Origin of the sequence: Acinetobacter sp. RW6, from assembly GCF_041956835.1 — a bacterium.
GTDB classification, from domain to species: Bacteria; Pseudomonadota; Gammaproteobacteria; order Pseudomonadales; family Moraxellaceae; genus Acinetobacter; species Acinetobacter calcoaceticus.
In genome coordinates this window covers 424,809-442,393 of sequence record NZ_CP167121.1, presented here as the reverse complement: position 1 = coordinate 442,393, position 17,585 = coordinate 424,809, and the positions used below count along the sequence as shown (strand labels likewise).

The window sequence follows — 17,585 nt, the reverse complement described above, 5'->3', positions numbered from 1 at the left end:
TTATTCTTCTGATTTCTTTAAAAATCATTTTAGAGTTTTTATTTTACAGGTCGATATTGAGCAGGAACCCACTGATATCCTTTTGAATTTTTACCAATATGTCCTATGCCAGGAAAAGCAACATGTGCCGCCCCCACCCACCATTGGTTTTTATAGGCTTGCTCAAAAATACTTTTACGGACTGCTACCGCATGCTTAGAGTCAGTATCAGGTTTATAACTTGCCTCGGGGTAAGAAAATTGTACTGCCGCATAATGTACAACATCACCTAAACCTAAGAACTTTTGCCCTTTCTGTCCATCTACCAAATAAGATGAATGACCTTCCGTATGTCCATGAGTCGTTATGAGTTGAACATTAGGTACGTTAAAAGAAGCTTTAGTAAAAGCAATCAATCGGCCAGCCTCCTGATAAGGCTTTAATGCGTCTCTGGTCATTTTAAATATTGGCTTAAAAAAATCAGTGGCTTTTGCTTCATTAACAGTCGATGTCCAGTAGTCCACATCCTCTTTAGCCAAATAAACTTTCGCATTTGGATAAGCCATTTTCCCATCGAGGGTAATACCACATAAATGATCAGGATGAGCATGTGTAATCAAGATCGTATCTATTTGTTCAGGTTGTACGCCCGCCTTCTTCAAATTTTCACGTACAAAACCCAAAGTTGGGCCAAAACATTTTGCAGTCCCTGCATCAATTAAAATGTTTTGTGTAGGTGTTTGTACAAGATAGGCAGAGAAATCTGTGACAATATGATTATGTTCATCTACAGGAACATAATTTTCTGTAAACAACTGATTGGCTTTTTCAGCTGAAATACCCAATAAATCACTTCGGGGTAATCCTAGTTCTCCATCAAATAATGCTGTTACTTTGAGATTGCCTACAGGTTGTAAAAAATAACCATCAACCTGATGAACGCTGGAATTTTGTTGAGCATGTGTGATAACACTGGCGCTTGCTAGCAATAATATCGCAATTGATTTTAATGATTTCATCATAGAGCCCTTAATATTTTAATACTTTAACTCTATCGACTTTTATCTGTTCAAATCGCTCAATAAGCGATAAGAAACGCTCAAATTGAATTATTAGGCAGCTAGTACAGTTGGGTCTACACCATAACGCTGCATAAAGCGTTCACGAAAAATAGCAACAGTTTGATATCCAGATTTTGCTGCAATAGTTTTCATAGGCAACTTATTTGAATATAACAGCTCAAGTGCATAAGCAAGACGTGCCTGAGTAATCGTTTCTCTTAAGGATGTTTCTTCATGCTTAAGTTTGCGGCGAAGTGTTGCACTACTCAAACCTAAACGCATTTCAATCTCGCTAGATTGCCAATGGTGCTGTGGACTCTCTATTACCCAGTCATGAATTATTTTTGCCAATTTAGGTGGAGGCAGAATTAATACATCTGAATAATGCTGTTGGCATAACTGTACCAGTATAGAAGCAATGCATAAACGGGCTTTCACCAGATCATTATCAAACAAAGCCGTCTGCCACTCAGCTAGATGTGTAGCAAAATCATCGATTGAAAATTTTAATATGGCTCCAGTTTTATCTATAACTGGTTTAGCCCAAATCATCTGAGCAGCTTGAATCACCTCTTCACACATGGGTACAAGAATAGTTAAATATTCACCTGTCACTGGATCTGGCAGATTAACTGCATCAATAATCGTATCGGGTTTCACGATATACAGCTGGCCAGCACTTAAATTGATTTGTTTTGTTTGAATATTTAGTTGCTGTTGACCATGCAAAATGATGCCCATGTGTAACTGGTTCACTTTAATATTTGACAGGCCATGCTGATTTTTAGATCGAATACACAAATAATCTCGCGCCATATCTGCTCTTGCCAATCTCACAAGTGATTGATGCAATTGATGAGCTTCTACGAAAGTAGAAAAATTGATATTCATAATGTTGATCTAAATAAAAACGCCCTTGGCTATTTATAGCACAAGGGCGTTTTCGAATAAGTGACAAGCTGTAAATTACAACTTGCTTACCAACTCTGGTACTACAGTGTTCAAATCACCAACTAACCAGTAGTCAGCAACACTGTTGATTGGCGCTTCTTCGTCTTTGTTGATTGCAACAATAACTTTAGAATCTTTCATACCAGCCAAATGCTGGATCGCACCAGAAATACCTACAGCAACATAAAGATCAGGTGCAACGATTTTACCAGTTTGACCAACTTGGAAGTCGTTAGGTACAAAGCCTGCATCAACTGCTGCACGTGAAGCACCTTGTGCTGCACCAAGCTTGTCAGCTAATGGATCAAGTACTTTATGGTAGTTCTCACCAGAACCTACACCACGACCACCAGAAACAACAATGCGAGCAGCTGTCAATTCAGGACGGTCAAGTTTCACGATTTCTTCAGATACAAAATTAGAAATACCTGCATCTTTCGCTTCACTTACTGCTTCAACGGTAGCAGAACCACCTTCAGCAGCTACTGGATCAAATGCTGTACCACGAACTGTACCAACAATGATTGCTTCGTCAGATTGAACAGTAGCAATCGCGTTACCTGCATAGATCGGACGCTTGAATGTGTTAGCAGATTCAACAGAAATAATATCTGTGATCATGCTTACATCAAGAAGAGCTGCAACGCGTGGAAGAATGTTCTTACCAGTTGTTGTAGAAGCAGCTAATACGTATTTGTAACCTTTAGCCAAATCAGCAACTAAAGCAGCTACGTTTTCAGCTAACTGGTTTGCATAAGCTGCGTTGTCAGCAAGTAAAACCTTGCTTACACCAGCAACTTTAGCAGCAGCATCAGCAACTGCCTGAGCACCAGAACCAGCAACTAATACAGTAATATCACCACCGATTTTTTGTGCTGCAGCAACAACGTTTAAAGTAGCACCGTTAAGTACTTGGTTGTTGTGATCAGCGATAACTAAAATACTCATGATTTTATCCTTCCGTATTAGATCACTTTCGCTTCATTTTTCAATTTTTCAACAAGCTCATCTACAGATTTCACTTGTACGCCAGCTTTACGTTCTGCTGGAGCTTCAACTTTAACAGTTTTAAGCTTAGTACCAGCTGTAACGCCATAATCAGCAGGAGATTTAGTATCAAGTGGCTTCTTACGAGCTTTCATGATGTTAGGCAAAGCTGCATAACGTGGCTCATTCAAACGCAAGTCAGTTGTAATGATTGCAGGAAGTGCCAGTTCAACAGTTTGTAAACCACCGTCAACTTCACGAGTTACTTGTACTTTGCCGCCATCAACTTTCACTTCAGAAGCGAATGTACCTTGGCCCGCACCTAATAATGCGCCAAGCATTTGACCTACTTGGTTAGAGTCATCATCAATTGCTTGTTTACCAAGAAGGATAAGTTCTGGTTTTTCAGCGTCCACAACACCTTTTAAAATTTTAGCAACTTCTAAAGCGCCAATTTCATCAGTAGTTTCAACTAAAATACCGCGGTCTGCACCCAAAGCCATTGCAGAACGGATTTGTTCTTGAGCTTCTTTAGGACCTACAGAAACAACAACGATTTCTGTTACTGTTCCTTTTTCTTTTAAGCGAACCGCTTCTTCCACTGCGATTTCACAAAATGGGTTAATTGACATTTTAACGTTAGTTAGGTCAACCCCACTATTGTCCGGCTTAACACGAACTTTGACGTTGGCATCAACCACGCGTTTTACAGCAACAAGAGCCTTCATGTAATCCTCGGCTGTTCTAGCAAAAGTAAATGTTGAGAAAAGTATATTAACTCTTCAATTAAAATTTTTTAGGTGCCCTATCTTGCAATGTGTTTGGCATTTCGGTCAAGTCACAATTTTCGCTACTGCTATAAAAAAGATGAAATGCCCAGTTCACTAATTCAAATTGCTTATTCGCTCAATGAATTTAGCAAATCAGCTAAATAAATTTTAAACCTTGAATTTCTTGATATTTTAAAAAATATGGCAGCTTAAAACTCTTTAATTCTAGTGAGGAGAAAAACAACAAAAACATCATTTTTTCACCCAATGAAAGTACTTAAGGTACTCTGAAAAACTGGCAATTAGGTAAGAACATCCATAAAATAATGTTACACAAAATAAAAAGCCATTTACTGCTAATCACTTAATATCTCAGCATATATTTCTATTAAAAACATAACATTAAGTTACCATTTAAACATAGGTAAAGGACTCCAAGGCTTTTGTAAAAAACGTTTTAATCCTAAATAAACTAGCGTTTTATGGAATCCAGAATTTGGATATTGACTCGTTAACTTTTTAAACTCGCTTCTTGGAATATTTGAACGCAATAAACCTATAGAAAAATCTGCATAATCAGCTTGTCTAAAATATTCAACCAATGGATATTCTGAACACTTTGTCGTTGTTAATTTATGATGCTCTGTAATCATCAATGTTATTTCTATTTGCCAATCTAATAACCGATGCAAAGTAAGATAACTTAACATCACTTTGACGGATGGCTCTAAATAATCAATTGTTTTACTTGTCCATATGCCAATATCATGAAAAGCAACTGCAATCGCTATTTTACGAATAGTGTCTTCACTACTATCTTGGCTTAATATTAAACAACATGCAGCCACACGTTTACAGTGATTTAAGTATCCTTGATAATCCCTATCAATAATAGTTTGATATTTCTTCAAAATTGTCTCAATAAAAATACTACATTGCCTAAATGCATTTTGATCAAGTGATAAAATCAAACGTTCTTTAGTGTTCATTCTTTTGTGCTCTTGGGTGAGCTCGATCATAGACTTGTGCCAAATGATCAAAATCAATATGCGTATAAATTTGTGTCGTAGACAAATTACTATGCCCCAACATTTCTTGCACTGAGCGTAAATCACCACTACTTGATAACATATGGCTAGCAAAACAATGGCGTAATAAATGAGGATGTAAATCCACATTTACACCGGCTCTTTGCGCCTGAAGCTTTACACGTTTTTCAATTTGTCGCGGGGTTAACACGCCACCTCTTTGAGAAATAAAAACAAAAGCATTTTGATCAAAATGGCCTTTCCAGATTTTATAAATTTTTAGCCAATTCAATAGGCTTTCTTTCGCCTTTTTTCCAAACGGTACAATACGGGTTTTATTTCCTTTACCCGTAATACGGACCAGTTGCCGATTAAAATCTATATCTTTAATTGTTAAACCTTGCAGTTCAGCCAGACGCAAACCACTTGAGTAAAGTAACTCCAACATGGCTTTATCACGTAACCACAATTGCTGATCAATCGGTTTTTCAGGCATAGGTTGATCTAAAATCTGATTAACTGTTTCTATGTCGATCATACCGGGCAAAGGTCTAGGCTGACGTTTGAGCTTAAAATCATCTGTAGGGTTAATTTCTAGATATTTTCCTTGTTCAGCCCATTTCATGAACTGGCGAATTGAAGTGAGATGACGCTGCATACTGCTTGAACTTAACTGATCCTGCTCAACACGCTGGGCCAAATATTCCCTTAAATCTGAAGCTTCAACATTTCTTAAATCAATTTGTTTGAGATCACAAAACTCAAGAAAGCTTTTAACATCTCTTTCATAAGCAGTAATCGTGTGCTCAGACTGGTTCTGAATTTTTCTTTCTTTTAACCACATTGAGAGCAGTTGTAATGCAAAATCCAAATTGCTCTCCATTTATTTGCTCATTTTATTTTTTTCAGTGTACCAAAAAGTAGTTGATCAGGAAAATTGAGATCTTACAGCATAACAACTAACTACCTTATATATGTATTACACTTTAGCTCAAGTATTTGTCGGAACCTTGCTGCCATGACCACCATACTCATACCCTATCTACTTGCAATTACCTTACTTACGCTTACCCCTGGTCTAGATACGACTTTAATTATTCGTACTGCTACACTTGAAGGTAAATCCAAAGCATTCCAAGCAGCAGTAGGCATTAGCCTTGGCTGTATTGCATGGGGAATTGTGGTTGCTTGCGGTCTGGGTGCTTTGCTCATGGCTTCTGATTTAGCTTTTAATATATTGAAATGGATGGGGGCCGCTTATCTTGCATGGCTGGGTTTGAATATGATTTTAAAACCGCGTAGTCAACTTGCAGATATGCAAGGGAGTAATTCAAATATACCCACTTCACAAAATTGGTTCATTAAAGGTTTCTTGGGTAACTTACTTAATCCCAAAGTTGGCATTTTTTATATTTCATTTCTTCCCCAATTTATTCCACCGCAAGCATCAGCTGTTACTTGGGTCATGGGGCTTGTAATGATTCATGTAGTAATTGGAATGTTATGGTCAACTCTGTTAATTTTAGCCATGCAACCACTGTCACGTTATCTAAAGCAACCTAAATTTGTGAAATATATGGACCGTATTACAGGCAGTATTTTTGTGTTGTTTGCTTTGAAATTGGCTTTGAGCAAAAAGTAAACCTAAAAAGCGTGCTGGCACCTAGCACGCTTAATATAACTTAAAGAGTTACTTTAGCTTTTTTAAATAGTCTTTTATTTGGATTGCAACTTCATCTGCATATTTTTCTGCCAACTGATGATCTCCCCCTTTAACAATATGCAATGTTGAACTTTTAAATATCTGATTTAAGTGTGTCCCGACTTCAACTGGACTCACTGAATCTTGGTCGCCCCAAATTAGTAAAGTTTCGACGTTTATATCTGACAAAAATTCTTCATAGTTAATATTGGTAGTAACAAACCAATCTGGATATTTTAAAAATGCTTGGCGATATGCTTCACGCCAATCTTGAATATTAAATGCAGAGAGATCAATTCCACCGGAAGTTGCAATCAAGACCAGCCCTTTAACCAGTTGAGGTTTTTGCAACGCTGCGGCAACAGCAAAAATTCCTCCCATAGATTGAGCAATAATTACAGACTCATCATTAATTTGATTAAGAACATAGTTTGTTAAGTCTTTAAAATTTTTAACCTCTACAGATTCTGGTGTATCTCCAAAGCCCGGATAACCAATAATTTTTGTATGATACTGCTGAGGTAGTTTTTCAATTAATGGATGCCAGAATGTAGTACTCCCTGAAGCACCGGGAAGGAAAATTAAATTATTCATATTTCTTATAAAGTAGTTAAATCAAATATTATTGTACATATAAAAGAAAGCCTCTTTTATCAGTTTAGTTGATTAAAAGAGGCTTCTATTTAGGTAACGCTATTAGCCTTGGAAATAACGTAAATCCAAACGCCCATCATACACATGGGTTGTTGGACCAGTCATCCAGACCACATCGCCTTCTTGCCATTCGATTTGCAGCTTACCGCCAGCCAATTCAACTTCTACAGAATTAGCAAGTAAGCCACGGCGCATACCACTTACCGCAGCAGCACAAGCACCTGTACCACATGCAAGTGTTTCACCTACACCACGTTCAAATACACGAAGGCGCACATGGTTTTCATCAATTACTTGCATAAAACCAGCATTAACACGCTCAGGAAAACGTTTATGTGACTCAACTTGTGGGCCAATGCCAGCAACATCTGCTGTGAGTACATCTGGAACAATAGTTACAGCATGAGGATTGCCCATATTGACCACATCAATACTAATGTTTTGGTCATTGGCTAACTCAAGTGTATATAAAGCTTCCGGTTGTTCAGCAACAAATGGAATTTCATTTGGTAAAAATTTCGGGTAACCCATATTCACGCGTACCCAACCATTTTGCCCAAGTTCTGGCTTTACAATACCTGCTTTGGTTTGAACAGTAATATTGGTTTTGCTCGTTAAATGACGCTCATGGACAAAACGAGCAAAACAGCGCACACCGTTACCACACTGTTCAACTTCAGAACCATCAGCATTAAAAATACGATATTTAAAATCCGCTTCTGGTAAATCTGGTGGTTCAACAATCAATAGCTGATCAAAACCAATACCAAAATGACGGTCAGCTAAGCGTTGAATTGTTTCTGTATCTAAATAAGCACGTTGGCTAATCAGATCAACCACCATAAAGTCATTGCCTAAGCCATGCATTTTAGTAAATTCTAATAACATCTCATTTACTCCTCAGGCAATAAACGTTCTTTTTCCCAAAGGGATTCAACTGTTTCACGTTCACGAATCAAATGGGCTTTATCGCCTGATACCATTACTTCAGCGGCACGTCCACGTGTATTGTAATTTGAGCTCATTACAAAACCATAAGCACCAGCACCGAGAACAGCTAACAAGTCATTTTCTTTTAAAGCCAATGAACGATCTTTACCAATGAAGTCACCTGTCTCACAGATTGCACCAACAAGATCCCAAGTTTTTTCTTCAGTATCTGAACTTGGTACCACAGGCTGGATATCCATCCATGCTTCATATAATGCAGGACGAATCAAATCGTTCATTGCAGCATCAATAATGGCAAAGTTACGGTGGCTCGTTGGCTTGAGCAAATCAACTTTTGTTAAAAGCACGCCTGCATTCGCACTAATGCTACGGCCCGGCTCCATATAAACTTTGAGACCTAACTTTTCTAAAGCAGGTTTCATTGAGTTGGCATATTCTTCAACACTTGGCGGTGTTTCATCTTTATAACAAACGCCTAAACCGCCACCAATATCAATATGTTTAAGATTGATGCCAAGTTTTTTCAATTCATCGATCATTAACATGACGCGATCTAAAGCATCAACAAATGGCTTAGTCTCGGTTAATTGCGAACCGATGTGGCAGTCAATTCCAATAATCTCAAGGTTTGGTAAAGATGCAGCATATTGGTAGGTTTCATAAACGGTATCACTAGGAATACCAAATTTATTTTCTTTAAGGCCTGTTGAAATATAAGGATGTGTTTTTGCATCTACATCAGGATTTACACGTAAAGAAATCGGAGCTTTCTTACCCAAACGAGCCGCAACTTTTTGAAGACGGTCTAGTTCTGCATATGACTCTACATTAAAGCAGGCAATACCCGCATTTAATGATGTTTCAATATCAACTTCAGTTTTGCCTAAACCCGAAAAAACAATTTTAGATGCATCTCCGCCCGCTTTTAAAACACGTGCAAGTTCACCACCAGATACGATATCAAAACCCGCACCAAGTTTTGCCAATACATTAAGAACAGCTAAATTTGAGTTAGATTTCACCGCAAAACAGATTTGATGATCAATAAAGTCAAAAGCACGATCCATATCTAGATAATGTTTTTCAAAAGCTGTTTTTGAATAAACATACAACGGTGTGCCAAATTGCTGCGCAAGCTGCTCCAGAGAACATTGCTCTGCGTGCAATACTCCATTAATGCGGGTGAAACTCATGAATGTGTCCTTATTTCAAAGCTTAAGGTGATGTTGTTTGGGTTGGAGCTGTTGAAGATTCGGCTGACTGTTCAGCCTTTTCATCGTTTTGCACAACTTGTTTTGATTCTTTATTACGATAGAGCAAGTATTTTGCACGTTTGTCATAATTTGGATCAGAAGGTAGTTGTAATACTCCTGACTGACCACAAGCACTAAGCAAAACACTGCTGCTCAATAAACTGATGAGGCAAATGACACGACGCATCTGAGCACCTGATTTAAACAATTCGATGCAGTATACCGTGATCATGCAAGCGGCTAAAGAGTAAACTTAAAGAGAAAAACAATATGCATAAAAAACGCCAGCTTTTCAGCCAGCGTTTAGTCATAACCAAATAAGTTTAATTATTTTTTATTGCGTGGTTTATAGAAGAAGAAATAACCAATGAGCAAGATAATAAACCAGATTGGACTGACCTTAAGCGCCTTAAATGTGTCAGGCTCTAAAGACAACACGTAAATCATACCGACAAAGAAAATAATCGTGATCCAACATGTAAATAAACCACCCGGTAATTTAAATGTTGACTTGGCATGTAACTCAGGACGCGTAGTGTAATAGCGGATGTAACTCCAAATAATTAACAACCATACGCAAATGAACAGAATCGTTGAAAGCGTCGTTGCAAGCGTAAATGCTTCAACAGTATTTGGTACAAAATACTGTAAAGCGGCGCCTAACAGTAAACAGGCAGCAGAGAAATACAATGCATTTGCAGGTACTGCACGTTTGTTCAATTTACCAAAAGCTTTAGGCCCTTGGTCTTCACGTGATAGACCAAATAACATACGACTTGTTGAAAACACACCACTGTTCATTGATGACATCACTGATGACAACACGACTAAGTTCATCAAGATTGCTGCTGCTGCAACACCTGCTTGACTAAACAAGTTTACAAACGGACTGATGGCTGGATCAATTCTGTTCCATGGTGTTACTGACATTACAATAATTAATGCAAACACATAGAAAATAATGATACGAATTGGAATTGAGTTAATTGCTTTAGGCAAATTACGTTCAGGATCTTTAGTTTCCGCAGCTGTTGTTCCGACTAGTTCTACACCAACGAAAGCAAAAATCGCAATCTGGAAGCCTGCCAAGAAACCATGCACCCCTGTTGGGAAGAAACCACCATTGGCCCAAAGATGAGTAAAGGATGCAACTTCACCTGTAGTAGAGGTAAAGCCCGTAAAAATCATCCATAACCCCACAGCAATTAAAATAATAATTGCAAGGATCTTAATAAGCGCAAACCAAAACTCCAATTCACCAAACAAGCGAACTGTTAACAAGTTCAAGCCCATAATGAATACGATGGCAGCAACACTGATCATGGCACCTTCGACAGGCGAGAAAGGTAGACCATTATTGAAGAATTGTAAGTAATAGATAATTGCAGAAAGATCGGCAATACCAATTGTGATCCAGCATAGCCAATACGTCCAGCCTACAAAATAACCTGCCCATGGGCCGATTAAATCTGTTGTAAAATCAATAAATGATTTATAGGCCAAATTTGAAAGAAGTAATTCGCCAAGCGCACGCATGACAAAAAACACCATCACACCAATGATCAGGTAAATGAATAAGATTGAGGGGCCAGCAAGACTAATTGTTTTGCCTGATCCCATAAACAATCCCGTACCAATTGCACCGCCAATCGCGATCAGCTGTAAATGCCGATTTGAAAGGCTACGATGGAGCTCACCTTGTTCATGAGACTCACTCAGATTTTGATTCGACATCTTATCAATACACTCCAGTAATTTTTTTTAGTCCGTTAGCTAAAATCAAAAAGACGATATCGCACCATTTGCAGGTATCTTTTAAATGTATATTTTTTGACAATTTTTCAGCTAACCGATTTTTATCTGTATTGCTGATGATTTCAAGCTACATACAATTAAATCTGATAATACGCACAAGCCCATAGCAATACAACGCACTTTACGGTCTAAAAACATGACTTGAACTGGTCTGATTTTTAAATTAAAAAGACAACTCGATTTGATTGTTTCTCTAATATTCAATTTCATTTCAGTCCTTCATCTGTTTATTAAAAAACACCCCTGCTCGATCTTAATCTTTTAGATTATTTAACACATGACAAAGACCTGATTTTTACGTTGTTTTAAATTAAGCAAAATGTATTCCACATCAGTCAATTTCTCTATTTCGCTTTTTGCTATACTGTGTTTTTACTGATTATGAAGTTTTTAGCTGAAGTCGAATATGAGCAAAGTCAAAACTGTTTACCGTTGCGAACAATGTGGTGCTGACCACCTTAAATGGGCAGGTCAATGTTCAGAGTGTGGTGAATGGAATTGTCTTAGTGAAGTCAGAGTAGAACCAACCACTGCGCACCGAGCACGTCCCAAAACTGGGGGCTATGCAGGCCAAGCTGCCAATATTACAACACTAAATAAAGTCTCAGTTTCCCATGAAACCCGCTTACAGACAGGGATTAGCGAATTTGATCGTGTACTTGGCGGAGGCTTAGTTACTGGTTCAGTTGTACTGATCGGTGGTGACCCTGGTATTGGTAAATCAACTATTCTGTTACAGACAGCGACCCACATGGCAAGCGCGAAAAGCTCTGCACTTTATATTACGGGTGAAGAATCTTTATCTCAGGTTGCTCTTCGTGCTCAACGTCTTGATTTGCCTACTGACAAATTAAAGGCCATGGCCGAAACTTGTGTAGAACGAATTTGTGAGGTTTTAGAACAAGAAAAGCCTGCGGTGGCTATTTTAGATTCTATTCAGACGCTTTACACCGAAACACTTCAATCGGCACCAGGTGGTGTTTCTCAAATTCGTGAATCTGCTGCATTACTTACACGCTATGCAAAAAATAGTGGCACGGCGCTATTTCTTGTTGGTCATGTGACCAAAGAAGGTGCACTTGCTGGCCCTCGTGTTTTAGAGCACATGGTGGATTGTGTACTTTATTTTGAAGGTCAATCCGACTCACGCTATCGAATGATTCGTGCTGTTAAAAACCGTTTTGGTGCAGTCAATGAACTGGGTGTATTTGCCATGACAGATAAAGGGTTACGTGAAGTTGCTAACCCTTCTGCCATTTTCTTGAGTCGTTATGATGAAGCCATCCCCGGTTCAATTGTCATGATTAGCCGTGAAGGGACTCGTCCTCTTTTGGTCGAAGTACAAGCTTTAGTTGACGATGCACAAGGCCAACCACGACGTGTCGCATTAGGTCTTGAACAAAACCGCTTAAACATGCTCCTTGCTGTCATGCATCGTCATGGCGGTGTCCAAACCACGGGGCAAGACGTCTATGTCAATATTGTGGGTGGCTTAAAAATTACCGAAACAGGTTCCGATTTAGCAGTTTTGTTAGCATGCGCTTCAAGTTTACGTACTAAAGCTTTACCTCAACAACTTGCCGTTTTTGGAGAAGTTGGTCTTTCGGGTGAAATTCGTCCAGTCCCTAATGGTCAAGAACGTTTAAAAGAAGCTGCAAAACATGGTTTTAAATATGTCATTTTACCAAGAGGTAATGCGCCGCAAAAAGCAATTCCAGGCGTGCAAGTCATTGCGGTTGCCCGCCTGCATGAAGCATTGACCGAAGCAATGCAACTTAGTGATGAATTGACATAAAAAAACATACTTTTATAGTTGAAATTTAGCGCAAATACCTTCATAAATACTATTACAATTTAATTTTAAACAGGAATTTCCTATGGAAGTACACCAGCGTGGCTTGATTACCGGTATTTTAATGGCTGCTTTAGCAATTTCGCCTCTTGCTGAAGCTAAACGTGCAGGTGGTGGTAAAAGCCACGGTATGGCACGCTCTACTACTTCAAGCCAGTCTTATCAACAACCTCGTCAAGTGACTCCTGCTCAACAACCTGCTACTGCACCTCAAAGATCTGGTCCAGGTGTGGGGTCAATGGTTGCAGCTGGTGTGGCTGGTGCTGCCGTAGGTGCTGTTGCAGCAAATGCTTTAGCTGATGACAAACCAACATCAACTGAACATCAAGCAACTCAAGCTGGAACAGACCAAGCTGCTCAAGCACAAGAAGAGAAAAAAGGTGGTATCCCTGGCTGGATTTGGGTTTTACTTGCAGCAGCTTTAGCCTTTTTTGTATTCCGCAAATTGGGCGCAAAAAAAAAATTAGCGGGTAATAATCCTTACGCACCAAACAACGGCGGTCAAAACCCATTTGGCCGTTCTGCTGCACCACAAGCAACACCACGTAATGCTGGGGATAATACAAACATCTTTGGTCAGTCTGTGACTGGTGGTGCTGCAACCCAAGCTCCTTTTGGCGGTGTAACAACCAGCAATGGCAACCAACTTCCAGACGGTAGTGAACCAGCGGCGTTCTTGCGTATCGCACGTCAACGTTTTAACCACATCCAATCGATGAATACTGCAAGTAACATTGAAGAAATTCGCCGTTACTTAACACCAGAACTTTATACTTCTATGTATAACGACATCATGGAAAACCAAGATCAAGACGTTGCTGAATTTAGCAATCTTAATGCGATGGTTGTAGACAGTTCGACTGAAAATGGTCAATACGTTGTGAGCGTACGCTTCACAGGTAACGTGAGTGAAGATTTAAACAGCTTGCCACAACCATTTACTGAAATCTGGCACTTTGTTAAACCTGCTGGCTCTCAGCAAGACTGGGTAGTTGCTGGTATTCAACAAGCTTAAATTGAATAAGCTCTAAATAAAAAAGCCACAATATTGTGGCTTTTTTATTTGTTAGTTTTTTAAGCAATGTCTGCGGGAAATGTAATGACTTTTTCAATTTTGACCTGATCCATTGCAACCATTAATAGACGGTCTACACCTAAAGCAATTCCTGAGCACTCTGGCATATGAGGTAAAGCAGCTAATAGGTGTTCATCTAAAGGCATGACATGAAGGCCTTGCTTAGCCCGCTCTGCATTGTCTGCTTCAAAGCGTGAACGTAACACCTCAGCATCAAGCAATTCGTCATAGGCATTTGCCAGCTCTAAACCTTCAATATAAACCTCAAAACGGGCAGCAACCTCTTCCCCATCTTCATCTAGTTTTACCTTTGCCAAAGATGCCATTTCTGGTGGAAAGTCAGTTAAAAAGACAGGTGCATCAAACCCCAAACTTGGTTCAACAAAATGCGAGAATAATAAATCGATATAAGCTAAACGGTCGTCACCTAAATCAAGGTTTAAGCCCACACGATTTGCCGTATCTTTAAGTTGCTTCAACGTTGCTTGTAATGGATTAATGTCTAGACGATCTTGAAAGGCATGCTTGTAACTTAAAATAAACGGACGAACTTCTCCAAAACGATGCTGCAAGCAGCTTTGCAATAAATTGGCGGTTTCATGCATTAAAGCTTTTAGATCAAAACTCGGGCGGTACCATTCGAGCATCGTAAACTCACTATTGTGTTTACGCCCATGTTCATCATCTCGAAAAACCTTACAAATCTGATAAATCGGTCCGCTACCACTCGCCAATAAACGTTTCATGGCAAACTCAGGTGAAGTCTGTAAATATTGAGTTTGCAATTTGCCATTGATATGACGCAAAGCTTGAACCGAAGCTAAATGCACATCGGTGACACCTGCTTGTGAAACAATCGGTGTTTCAACTTCCATGACATTACGTTCAGCAAAAAACTGACGAATTTGGGTGTAGAGCTTGGCACGTGCTTTTAAGGCATCAATTGAACAACTAGGTTGATAACTTAAACTCATGCCTGCGGCCCCCCATGTGCAGCCCATTCCCGACGTAGTGGATAATTTTTACGTAATAAATCAAATGCTTTTTGCTCTACTTTGCCGTCTTTAATACAAGCACGTATGTTGGCATCGTCTTGAGCAATATCATAAATTTGAGTTAATTTTTGCTTTAACACAGCTTTAAAGTCATTACCTGAGAAATAGTCGTCATACGCAGGCAACTGTGTCTCGAAACGCTTATTTATATCGAACCCAAACTTTTGGCAAAACGCTTCGTAAATCATTTGCGTACCACGGGCCTTCCCTTCGAGGCTATAACCAGCAATATGCGGTGTTGCCAAAGCCAACATGTCTATAAGCTCTTCTGAGATGACTGGCTCATGTTCAAATACATCCAGCACAACTTTACGTTTGGTACGTTGAATATCTTCGATTAAAGCCGCTTCTTTAACGACTGGACCACGCGCACTATTAATTAAAATCGTGTTAGGTTGAAGTGCTGCAAAAGCTTGCTCATCAAAAAGATGATACGTTGCATGCTCAACATTTTTAGTTAAAGGCACATGAGTTGAAATTGCATTCGCTTGTTTCAAAAGCGTTTCTAAGCTTACATTTTCAATTGAATCTAACTGTACATAGGGGTCAAAGCCAATCACACGCCAGCCAAGCAACTGAGCCATATATGCTAAACGTTTACCAACGTTTCCGAGCCCTACAATGCCTAGGGTAAATTTTTCTTGTTGTTCTAAAAGGTTGGCATTTAAATGCAGCAAAGCAGTAATTACATATTCAGCAACCGCCTGTGCATTACAACCTGCTGCATTTGCCCACGTAATTCCTTGTTTTTCTAAAGCTTGAATATCTAAATGATCGGTACCAATTGTGGCACTACCTACATATTTTATTAAAGTGTCTTGAATTAAACTCTCGTTAACTGCGGTTACCGAACGAACCAGTAAAGCCTCTGCATCTTTTACATCTGCATGAGTTAAGGTACGCCCTGCATGGTGTTGAATATCGCCAAACTCTGAAAAAAAGTAATCGGTAAATGCCAAATTTTCATCTGCGACGATTTTCATTGTCTGCAACTCATAGCTTATAAAAACGTTATTATCCTTTGAGTTGTAGCAAAGTACAATGTTAATGCCTTTAAATTAGTACTCTATATCTTGAACCTTTAGAACTTATAAACCACCGCTAAAATAGAAATAAGCCATCATAGCCAAAGTTATCCAAACTAGAATAATCAACACAGCAACCAAATAATTTTGGGGACGGCGTTCTTGTTGTTCAAGCCATTCTTCAGCTTGTTGTTCCGCCTCTAAAATAACGTGTTTGGGCGTAAAGCGAACAGCTAACCAAATGAGTATTGGTAAAATTAAAGCCTCATCAAGCAAACCCAAAACAGGAATAAAATCTGGAATAAAATCAATAGGACTAAAAGCATAAGCTACCGCCACAACAGCAATAATTTTTGGTAACAACGGCATTTGCGGGTGCTTCGATGCAAACCACAGCATAATAATTTGTTTTTTTAGATGTTTTGCCCAATCTTTTAGAGACTGCAACCAAGACATTGGGACTCACTCCAACCTACCGAAGTCTGATAATAAAGTATAAAACTCATGCCTAGCTTAAAATTAGAAAAAATAGAAATGTAAATTTCTATTTTTTTGATCATTCTTTTAATGAGAGTTTATTTAATGGTTATTTTAAGGCTTCATACTTCAGTATATAAAACAAAGCCATCACCACGACAAAAACTAGCCAAAGTTAGACCCGATATTTTTGCCAGCCGAATAGCCATGCTCGTTGGAGCTGAAATTGAAGCCAATAAACCTATATTTAACTGAGCGCATTTACGAATTAATTCATAGCTTGCACGACTGGTCATGACAACAAAACCAGAACTGGTGTCATAGTTTTCTTGGGCTAAATAACCGAGTAATTTGTCTAAAGCATTGTGACGTCCCACATCTTCAAATAAAGCGACAATTTGGCCGTCAACAACCCAAGCTGCTGCATGGGCGCCTCCTGTTAAAGCAGTAATTTCTTGCCGATTCTTTAAATGAGCAATCGCCATTGGAATTTGTGCAAGCCATTCTTTAGAAGGTTCGGTTGTAATTTTAGGAACATCGAGGTGAAACTGCTCTAAACTTTCAATACCACATAAACCACAGCCCGTACGCCCGACTAACATTCGTCTACGTTCTTTTAATGTGGCAAATGCTCTAGATGAAATCGTCATTTCGACTTCAATACCTAATTCACTTTGATGCACCTCAATGGCATACAACTCTTTTAAGCTCGTTAAAATTCCTTCAGAGAGACTAAAACCTTTAGCAAACAGACTCACATCGGTAGGTGTTGCCATCATCACTGCATGAGAAATACCGTTATATACCAAAGCAATTGGATACTCTTGAACAATATTATCTAAAACACTTTCAGATTCGGTTTTATTAAACCGCTGTACTTGTAATGTTTCAACCCCATAAGAATGTGGTGTCAAAATAATTTCCTTTATATTGGAATGGCGCCTTTCGGA

General features: G+C 38.9%; 18 protein-coding genes. 3 read left to right on the top strand and 15 right to left on the bottom strand.

Annotated features, from left to right (window positions below; genetic code table 11):
• Positions 1-38 precede the first annotated feature (38 nt).
• The 6 genes from ACB088_RS01970 to xerA form a co-directional block, all read right to left on the bottom strand.
• Positions 39-998 (bottom strand): MBL fold metallo-hydrolase, encoded by a 960-nt coding sequence (locus tag ACB088_RS01970; protein WP_375037859.1) that lies wholly within the window; start codon positions 996-998, stop codon positions 39-41.
• Between the two features lie 93 nt (positions 999-1,091).
• Entirely contained in the window at positions 1,092-1,931 is an 840-nt protein-coding gene (locus ACB088_RS01965) for a helix-turn-helix domain-containing protein (protein WP_375037858.1), read from the bottom strand.
• 75 nt (positions 1,932-2,006) lie between these two features.
• Positions 2,007-2,939 (bottom strand): electron transfer flavoprotein subunit alpha/FixB family protein, encoded by a 933-nt coding sequence (locus ACB088_RS01960; RefSeq protein WP_004643792.1) that lies wholly within the window; start codon positions 2,937-2,939, stop codon positions 2,007-2,009.
• A 17-nt stretch (positions 2,940-2,956) separates the two neighbouring features.
• Entirely contained in the window at positions 2,957-3,706 is a 750-nt protein-coding gene (locus ACB088_RS01955) for an electron transfer flavoprotein subunit beta/FixA family protein (protein ID WP_133747167.1), read from the bottom strand.
• Positions 3,707-4,155: 449 nt separating this feature from the next.
• A complete protein-coding gene (locus tag ACB088_RS01950; protein WP_375037857.1) occupies positions 4,156-4,737 on the bottom strand; it encodes a phosphohydrolase in 582 nt (193 codons plus the stop codon).
• On the bottom strand, positions 4,727-5,620 hold the full coding sequence (xerA, locus tag ACB088_RS01945) for a site-specific tyrosine recombinase/integron integrase (RefSeq protein WP_080595434.1): 894 nt from the start codon (positions 5,618-5,620) through the stop codon (positions 4,727-4,729). Before xerA ends, ACB088_RS01950 begins: the two co-directional genes overlap by 11 nt.
• A gap of 174 nt (positions 5,621-5,794) precedes the next feature.
• On the opposite strand from xerA, the gene ACB088_RS01940 reads away from it, so the two are divergent.
• Complete coding sequence (locus ACB088_RS01940; protein WP_005038808.1) at positions 5,795-6,418, top strand: LysE family translocator; 624 nt, start codon at positions 5,795-5,797, stop codon at positions 6,416-6,418.
• Between the two features lie 48 nt (positions 6,419-6,466).
• Here the strand turns inward: ACB088_RS01940 and ACB088_RS01935 are convergent, their stop codons facing one another.
• The 5 genes from ACB088_RS01935 to ACB088_RS01915 all read right to left on the bottom strand — a co-directional run bounded on the left by ACB088_RS01935 (position 6,467) and on the right by ACB088_RS01915 (position 11,070).
• A complete protein-coding gene (locus tag ACB088_RS01935) occupies positions 6,467-7,072 on the bottom strand; it encodes an alpha/beta fold hydrolase (RefSeq protein WP_375037856.1) in 606 nt (201 codons plus the stop codon).
• 102 nt (positions 7,073-7,174) lie between these two features.
• Complete coding sequence (dapF, locus tag ACB088_RS01930; RefSeq protein ID WP_003650169.1) at positions 7,175-8,020, bottom strand: diaminopimelate epimerase; 846 nt, start codon at positions 8,018-8,020, stop codon at positions 7,175-7,177.
• Between the two features lie 5 nt (positions 8,021-8,025).
• The gene (lysA, locus tag ACB088_RS01925) at positions 8,026-9,276 is read right to left on the bottom strand and encodes a diaminopimelate decarboxylase (protein WP_004643799.1); all 1,251 of its coding nucleotides are present in this window, start codon (positions 9,274-9,276) and stop codon (positions 8,026-8,028) included.
• Positions 9,277-9,298: 22 nt separating this feature from the next.
• Complete coding sequence (locus tag ACB088_RS01920) at positions 9,299-9,523, bottom strand: lipoprotein (protein ID WP_307011327.1); 225 nt, start codon at positions 9,521-9,523, stop codon at positions 9,299-9,301.
• Positions 9,524-9,663: 140 nt separating this feature from the next.
• The gene (locus tag ACB088_RS01915) at positions 9,664-11,070 is read right to left on the bottom strand and encodes an amino acid permease (protein WP_004643801.1); all 1,407 of its coding nucleotides are present in this window, start codon (positions 11,068-11,070) and stop codon (positions 9,664-9,666) included.
• Between the two features lie 487 nt (positions 11,071-11,557).
• Here ACB088_RS01915 and radA point away from each other — a divergent pair, with 487 nt between their 5' ends.
• Both radA and ACB088_RS01905 read left to right on the top strand, forming a co-directional pair.
• Complete coding sequence (radA, locus tag ACB088_RS01910) at positions 11,558-12,946, top strand: DNA repair protein RadA (protein WP_092709518.1); 1,389 nt, start codon at positions 11,558-11,560, stop codon at positions 12,944-12,946.
• Positions 12,947-13,028: 82 nt separating this feature from the next.
• Positions 13,029-14,018, top strand: a complete 990-nt coding sequence (locus ACB088_RS01905) for a Tim44 domain-containing protein (RefSeq protein WP_375037855.1) — start codon at positions 13,029-13,031, stop codon at positions 14,016-14,018.
• Positions 14,019-14,077: 59 nt separating this feature from the next.
• On the opposite strand, the gene epmA is transcribed toward ACB088_RS01905, so the two are convergent.
• The 4 genes from epmA to fdhD all read right to left on the bottom strand — a co-directional run bounded on the left by epmA (position 14,078) and on the right by fdhD (position 17,549).
• Positions 14,078-15,052, bottom strand: coding sequence for an EF-P lysine aminoacylase EpmA (gene epmA, locus ACB088_RS01900; RefSeq protein WP_375037854.1), 975 nt, complete (start codon positions 15,050-15,052; stop codon positions 14,078-14,080).
• A complete protein-coding gene (locus ACB088_RS01895; RefSeq protein WP_375037853.1) occupies positions 15,049-16,116 on the bottom strand; it encodes a 4-phosphoerythronate dehydrogenase in 1,068 nt (355 codons plus the stop codon). Before ACB088_RS01895 ends, epmA begins: the two co-directional genes overlap by 4 nt.
• A 105-nt stretch (positions 16,117-16,221) precedes the next feature.
• Positions 16,222-16,614, bottom strand: coding sequence for a YkvA family protein (locus ACB088_RS01890; protein WP_375037852.1), 393 nt, complete (start codon positions 16,612-16,614; stop codon positions 16,222-16,224).
• Between the two features lie 143 nt (positions 16,615-16,757).
• Complete coding sequence (gene fdhD / locus ACB088_RS01885) at positions 16,758-17,549, bottom strand: formate dehydrogenase accessory sulfurtransferase FdhD (protein ID WP_375037851.1); 792 nt, start codon at positions 17,547-17,549, stop codon at positions 16,758-16,760.
• Positions 17,550-17,585 lie beyond the last annotated feature (36 nt).

Coding starts and splice junctions, on each gene's coding strand:
- ACB088_RS01950 (WP_375037857.1), bottom strand. CDS start 4,737: ATGAACACTAAAGAACGTTTGATTTTATCACTTGATCAAAATGCATTT.
- epmA (WP_375037854.1), bottom strand. CDS start 15,052: ATGAGTTTAAGTTATCAACCTAGTTGTTCAATTGATGCCTTAAAAGCA.
- lysA (WP_004643799.1), bottom strand. CDS start 9,276: ATGAGTTTCACCCGCATTAATGGAGTATTGCACGCAGAGCAATGTTCT.
- dapF (WP_003650169.1), bottom strand. CDS start 8,020: ATGTTATTAGAATTTACTAAAATGCATGGCTTAGGCAATGACTTTATG.
- ACB088_RS01890 (WP_375037852.1), bottom strand. CDS start 16,614: ATGTCTTGGTTGCAGTCTCTAAAAGATTGGGCAAAACATCTAAAAAAA.
- radA (WP_092709518.1), top strand. CDS start 11,558: ATGAGCAAAGTCAAAACTGTTTACCGTTGCGAACAATGTGGTGCTGAC.
- ACB088_RS01905 (WP_375037855.1), top strand. CDS start 13,029: ATGGAAGTACACCAGCGTGGCTTGATTACCGGTATTTTAATGGCTGCT.
- ACB088_RS01935 (WP_375037856.1), bottom strand. CDS start 7,072: ATGAATAATTTAATTTTCCTTCCCGGTGCTTCAGGGAGTACTACATTC.
- ACB088_RS01920 (WP_307011327.1), bottom strand. CDS start 9,523: ATGCGTCGTGTCATTTGCCTCATCAGTTTATTGAGCAGCAGTGTTTTG.
- ACB088_RS01970 (WP_375037859.1), bottom strand. CDS start 998: ATGAAATCATTAAAATCAATTGCGATATTATTGCTAGCAAGCGCCAGT.
- ACB088_RS01915 (WP_004643801.1), bottom strand. CDS start 11,070: ATGTCGAATCAAAATCTGAGTGAGTCTCATGAACAAGGTGAGCTCCAT.
- ACB088_RS01940 (WP_005038808.1), top strand. CDS start 5,795: ATGACCACCATACTCATACCCTATCTACTTGCAATTACCTTACTTACG.
- xerA (WP_080595434.1), bottom strand. CDS start 5,620: ATGTGGTTAAAAGAAAGAAAAATTCAGAACCAGTCTGAGCACACGATT.
- ACB088_RS01960 (WP_004643792.1), bottom strand. CDS start 2,939: ATGAGTATTTTAGTTATCGCTGATCACAACAACCAAGTACTTAACGGT.
- ACB088_RS01895 (WP_375037853.1), bottom strand. CDS start 16,116: ATGAAAATCGTCGCAGATGAAAATTTGGCATTTACCGATTACTTTTTT.
- ACB088_RS01965 (WP_375037858.1), bottom strand. CDS start 1,931: ATGAATATCAATTTTTCTACTTTCGTAGAAGCTCATCAATTGCATCAA.
- ACB088_RS01955 (WP_133747167.1), bottom strand. CDS start 3,706: ATGAAGGCTCTTGTTGCTGTAAAACGCGTGGTTGATGCCAACGTCAAA.